Here is a 4,905-nt window from a genome sequence, read left to right on the forward strand (position 1 = left end):
GAGTAAAATTGAAAATTATGAGGCGGTGAGGCTTTCATCAAAAAGTAAATTAGCCGAAGAAAGCTACATTTCTCCTTCCGGTAAGTTTGAGATCATCTATCAAACCTCGGGACCTGATTCAGTATCTCAAACGGACAATGATGGAAATGGAGTTCCGGATTATATTGACCGCGTAGCTGAGGCTGCAGATTCATCCTATCGGCATGAAGTCTTGAATATTGGATTTGCCGATCCAATTCCAAGCGGGGCCACCTACAAGGTTTATGTAGAAAATGATTTACCTCGAGACGCTTATGGATATACTGATCCTTCAATGAGTTCACCTGGCGGCACTTTTATAGTAATTGAATCTGATTTTAATGGGTTCCCTCCCAATACGCATCCTGATGGTAATCAAATAGGAGCGATTTATGCCACAATGGCCCATGAGTTTAAGCATGCGATTCAGTATGTCCAAAACAATTGGCAGGGGCAATCAGGTAGTATTAACTGGACTGAAATGGATGCTACACTTATGGAAGAAGTAGTATATGACGATGTGAATGACTATTATAATTATATAAAGAACGGCTTGTATTCAGAGAATCCGAATTATAATTCGATCTTTTTTAACCCCAACAATGGCACGCCCGGTGCTTATTGGCATGTGAGCTGGATGATCTTCTATTCTGAGGCTTTTGGAAACGGTCTGTTTCGGGATGTTTGGGAGCTGATCGAAGTTCAAAACGATCTGAGTATTGATGAAGGCTTAACTTCAGTACTTCCGAATTACGGCAGTGATTTTGCAACAACTTTTGTTCAAAATCATTTGTGGCACTTTGCATCGGGCCCACGTGCCGGCGATGATGATTACGGGTTTGGCGAAAAGGACTTCTATCCCTATTCAAATATTGAAGCATCTTTTTTATCTGTTCCTGAAGCAGAGATCAATATTAGCAGTGTGAACAGGCTGGCTGCACGCTATTATGAAGTTACGCCTTCCGCAAATGATTACGGGTCTATCGATGTAGCGGTTGATTTTGATAGTACACAGGTTGGGCTGGGTCTGATTCTTTACAAGAAAGACGGCGAAATGCTGGAACTTCTGGATACAGGAGAAAATAAGGGACAGGTTTATCTGCCCTCAAATGTTGACTGGACTGAGATTGAAAAAATGGGCGTAGTGGTTACCAACCATGGAAAAGATACACAGACACGCAATCTTACACTGCAATTTGGGAAAGCCGGCAACCCCATTAGTATCAGAGATCCAAAATATGTGGATCTGCCGGATTCTTATCAGGTGTATCAAAATTATCCGAATCCATTTAACCTGACAACGAATATAAATTTTGAACTTCCCCGGAGATCGTTCGTGGAGTTAGAAGTTTATGATATGATCGGGAGAAAAGTTCAAACTCTTGCAAATGAAAATCTGGAAGTGGGCTTTTACTCGATTCCTTTTAATGCAAGGGGCTTGAGTTCCGGAGTTTATATCTACCGACTGCGAATTGATGAAATGGTGTATACGAAAAAGATGACCTTGGTTAAGTAGCTTTTCTGTGTTAAAGTATCGGAGTGTTACCGTGTTTACGTATTACAATTTCTATGATTAATTTAGTAATACGTAAACACGGTAACACCTTAACACGGTAAACTATCGCTTAGGTGGTAAGATCTTTCCCCTGACCTCTCCAAAGCCAACCTTATAGCCTTCACCTTGTGCAAATCCAGTCATGACCACTTCGTCGCCGTCCTCCAGAAAAGTTCGTTCTTCTCCTGATGGGAGCTTAAGAGGTTTGGTTCCTTTCCAGGCTAATTCAAGCATGCTCCCGTAAGAGTCTTTATCAGGGCCGCTGATGGTTCCTGATCCATATAGGTCGCCGGGCTGAATATTACATCCTGTGATGGTGTGATGCGCCAGCTGTTGAGCCATGGTCCAGTATAGATGCGTGAAATTAGAAGTACAGATCTTAAATGGTTCCGTTTGCTTTGAGGTTTTAAGGAAAACTTCCAGCTGTATGTCAAAAGTGATCCGCTTTTTTTGATGAAGATAATCCAGGGGTTTGGGATCTTGTTCAGAACAATCAGCTCGAAAAGGCTCAAGTGCATCTAAGGTGACGATCCAGGGTGATACGGAAGTAGCCCAGTTTTTTGCCAGAAAAGGACCCAATGGCTGATATTCCCATTTTTGGATATCGCGGGCACTCCAGTCATTAACAAGAGTCAATCCGAAAATATGATCTTCGGCTTCATCGACGGAGATAGGCTCACCCAGATCATTTCCCGGTCCCGTTAAAAAACCCATTTCCAATTCAAAATCCACAAGTTTAGAAGCTCCGAATACAGGCTGATCTGAATCTTTTGGGAGGATCTGTCCCTTGGGGCGGTGAATATCGGTTCCGCTGACTACTATTGAACTGGCACGGCCATGATACCCAACGGGGAGGTGTTTCCAGTTTGGAAGCAATGCATTATCAGGATCTCTGAACATCGTCCCAACATTTCGGGCGTGCTGTTCTGAAGAATAAAAATCGGTATAATCGCCTATCTGCACTGGCAAAACCATTTCAACTTCATCCTGTTTTTTGAATACACGACCTCTAAGCAGCTCGTCATCCCGAAGGAGGGGTGTATTCTCTGATAGTAGTGATTGCAGTGTTTCGCGTGCTTCTTTCCAGGCCGGTTTGCCGAGGCTCATAAAGTAATTGAGGGTAGAATCCTGAAATACAAAGCGATCATTAAGTTCAGGGCCGTGAAATAGACCCTCTTCATCCAAAACAAACAGATCTACAACAAATTCTCCAATGGCCGAGCACAAATGAATTTCTCCCTCTTCAGTTTGAAAAGCACCAAAGGGCAGGTTTTGAATTGGAAAATGAGAATTGGGTTTAACGTCAATAAAAGATCTTAGCATTTTGATAAGTGATTGGCACTTTAAAGGATGGATGTATTATAACAAACCTCAGAGTATGGTGAAATCTTAAAATACTGCGGATTCATGGACTTAGGTGGAAAATTGCTTATTTCCCTGTTTTAGCATTTATTTCAATCAAAATTGGTGAAAAATAAGTTTGGCATATTATGACAAAGGCGGAGGTACTAAAGTCGTTAGCAGATGAACTTGATCTGACGCAGGCAGATACTGAAGAACTGTATGATTCTTTTGTGGATGGACTTACATTGTTGCTGTCAAAAGACCGGGGATTTACCCTTCCTGGACTGGGTACTTTTCATGCGGAAGTTCGGCCCGAACATAAATCATTTAATCCGCATTATAAGCAGATGATGCGCATTCCCCCTAAAAAAGTGGTGCATTTTAATCAAAGCAGCACGCTAAAGGAGGAGATAAACGAGGGTGGAGATGAGTAAAAAGGTAACCTATACCGAGATCGTTGAAGCACTTTCTATAAAAGCGGGTGTAAGTAAGCAGAAAAGCGAGGCTTTTACTAAAGCACTGATTAGGAAGATAAAGGCAGAACTACGTGAAAGCGGAAAAGCTTCTATTACAAATTTTGGCAGTTTTAAAGTCAAAGAAGTAGCAGAACGACAGGGACAAAATCCCCAAACAGGCGAACCAATTACTATACCTGCCCATAGTAGAGTTACGTTTTCGCCTTACAAAGCTCTGCGGGAAGAAGTAAATAATAAATACGCACACCTTGAAAGTGAGCTAATTGTAGAGGAGAAGACTGTAGATGCTAAGCCCGAAGAGCAAAAAGAAAAACCAGCTGTGCCGGTACCAAAACCTGAAAAGCCGAAACCTGTAAAGGAAATGAAGCCACCTAAAGAGGCTCCTGTCCGCAAAACGAAAACGCTCGGGCCTCCGAGAAGAAAGAAGGGCAGAAATACCGGGCTTATATTGATCGTGGTATTGATAATCTCAGTGTTGGCTTTTGCCTCAGTTTGGTTTTTGATGAACACCGGTGATGATAGTATGACTGCCAGAGAGAATGCAATTGAGCAATCAATTGCATCGGAAGCAGGGGCTGAGGTTGAACAGGAAGAAAGTGATCAAGGGCGAACTGAAATTGCAGCGGTTACTGAAGGAGGGGATAGTATGGAGGACAGGGAGGCGGAGGTTTCTGAGCCAGTTCCGGCGGAAAGCACGGGAAGCATGGCGATCCATACAGTCAAAGAAAATGAGTGGTACTGGGTAATTGCCCGGGAAACATATGGAAAAGCTTATTTCTGGCCATTAATATTTCAGCAAAACCATACTGCAGATACACATCCTGATTCTCTTGAAAAGAATGTTGAGTTGCAGATACCGGAATTAGAAGGAACTGCAGAGACTCTGACCAAAGGCGACTACAAAAAGCTTGCTGCTGCTTCCAGATTAGTTTCTGAGGCTTATGAGAACTTTGGTAATATGGAAAAAGCTGCGGATTACACTCGGTTTGCTGAAAAATGGGAAAGACTGGGAAGTTAGTTTAAATTAGATCCGTAGGTATTACTGTAAAGTTACCACATCCAGGAGGATGGCATCGGCGATCTTGAGGCCTTTTTTTGTCAGATGTACATGATCATCAATCACTGCCTTTCCTTCTGATTCAAGCTTTTGGAGATAGGCTTTTTGTGAAGAATTGAATTCAAAGTTATAGCGGGACTTGAGTTCTCTGAGCGATACCCCCCTTTTAGTTCGTAAACCCAGCATTAATCGCTCTTCAGCCAAATCTGCTGAATTCAGCTTTTCCGTTTCAAAAGGAGTATCCCAGCCTTTATTCAGATAGCTTTTCAGATCCTCTTTATTGCTCCATCGTTTAGCTGAATTTTGATTCTCATCCCACCAAAAGGAATGAGCGCCCGGGCCTAACCCAAGGTAATTTACGTGGCTCCAGTAATTGGAATTATGAAGTGCTTCACTCCCCGGACGTGCATAGTTACTCACCTCATACTGCATGATCCCGCCATTTTTTAATTTTT

General features: G+C 42.5%; 4 protein-coding genes and 1 pseudogene. 3 read left to right on the forward strand and 2 right to left on the reverse strand.

Annotated elements, in window-relative coordinates; all coding sequences use genetic code 11:
• The coding region (locus VFM80_RS12605) for an MXAN_6640 family putative metalloprotease (protein ID WP_395072204.1) at positions 1-1,534 on the forward strand (1,534 nt) is incomplete at its 5' end.
• A 102-nt stretch (positions 1,535-1,636) separates the two neighbouring features.
• Here VFM80_RS12605 and fahA read toward each other — a convergent pair.
• Positions 1,637-2,896, reverse strand: a complete 1,260-nt coding sequence (gene fahA, locus VFM80_RS12610) for a fumarylacetoacetase (RefSeq protein ID WP_395072206.1) — start codon at positions 2,894-2,896, stop codon at positions 1,637-1,639.
• 167 nt (positions 2,897-3,063) lie between these two features.
• Between fahA and VFM80_RS12615 the strand changes: the two genes are divergently transcribed.
• Both VFM80_RS12615 and VFM80_RS12620 read left to right on the forward strand, forming a co-directional pair.
• On the forward strand, positions 3,064-3,351 hold the full coding sequence (locus tag VFM80_RS12615; RefSeq protein WP_395072208.1) for an HU family DNA-binding protein: 288 nt from the start codon (positions 3,064-3,066) through the stop codon (positions 3,349-3,351).
• Positions 3,344-4,411: an HU family DNA-binding protein gene (locus tag VFM80_RS12620; protein ID WP_395072210.1), complete on the forward strand. Its 1,068-nt coding sequence runs from the start codon at positions 3,344-3,346 to the stop codon at positions 4,409-4,411. Before VFM80_RS12615 ends, VFM80_RS12620 begins: the two co-directional genes overlap by 8 nt.
• A gap of 21 nt (positions 4,412-4,432) precedes the next feature.
• Here the strand turns inward: VFM80_RS12620 and VFM80_RS12625 are convergent.
• A pseudogene (locus VFM80_RS12625) lies at positions 4,433-4,905 on the reverse strand (coproporphyrinogen III oxidase family protein); the annotation flags it as partial.

This window comes from Gracilimonas sp., from assembly GCF_035704785.1.
In the GTDB taxonomy this organism is placed as follows: Bacteria; Bacteroidota; Rhodothermia; order Balneolales; family Balneolaceae; genus Gracilimonas.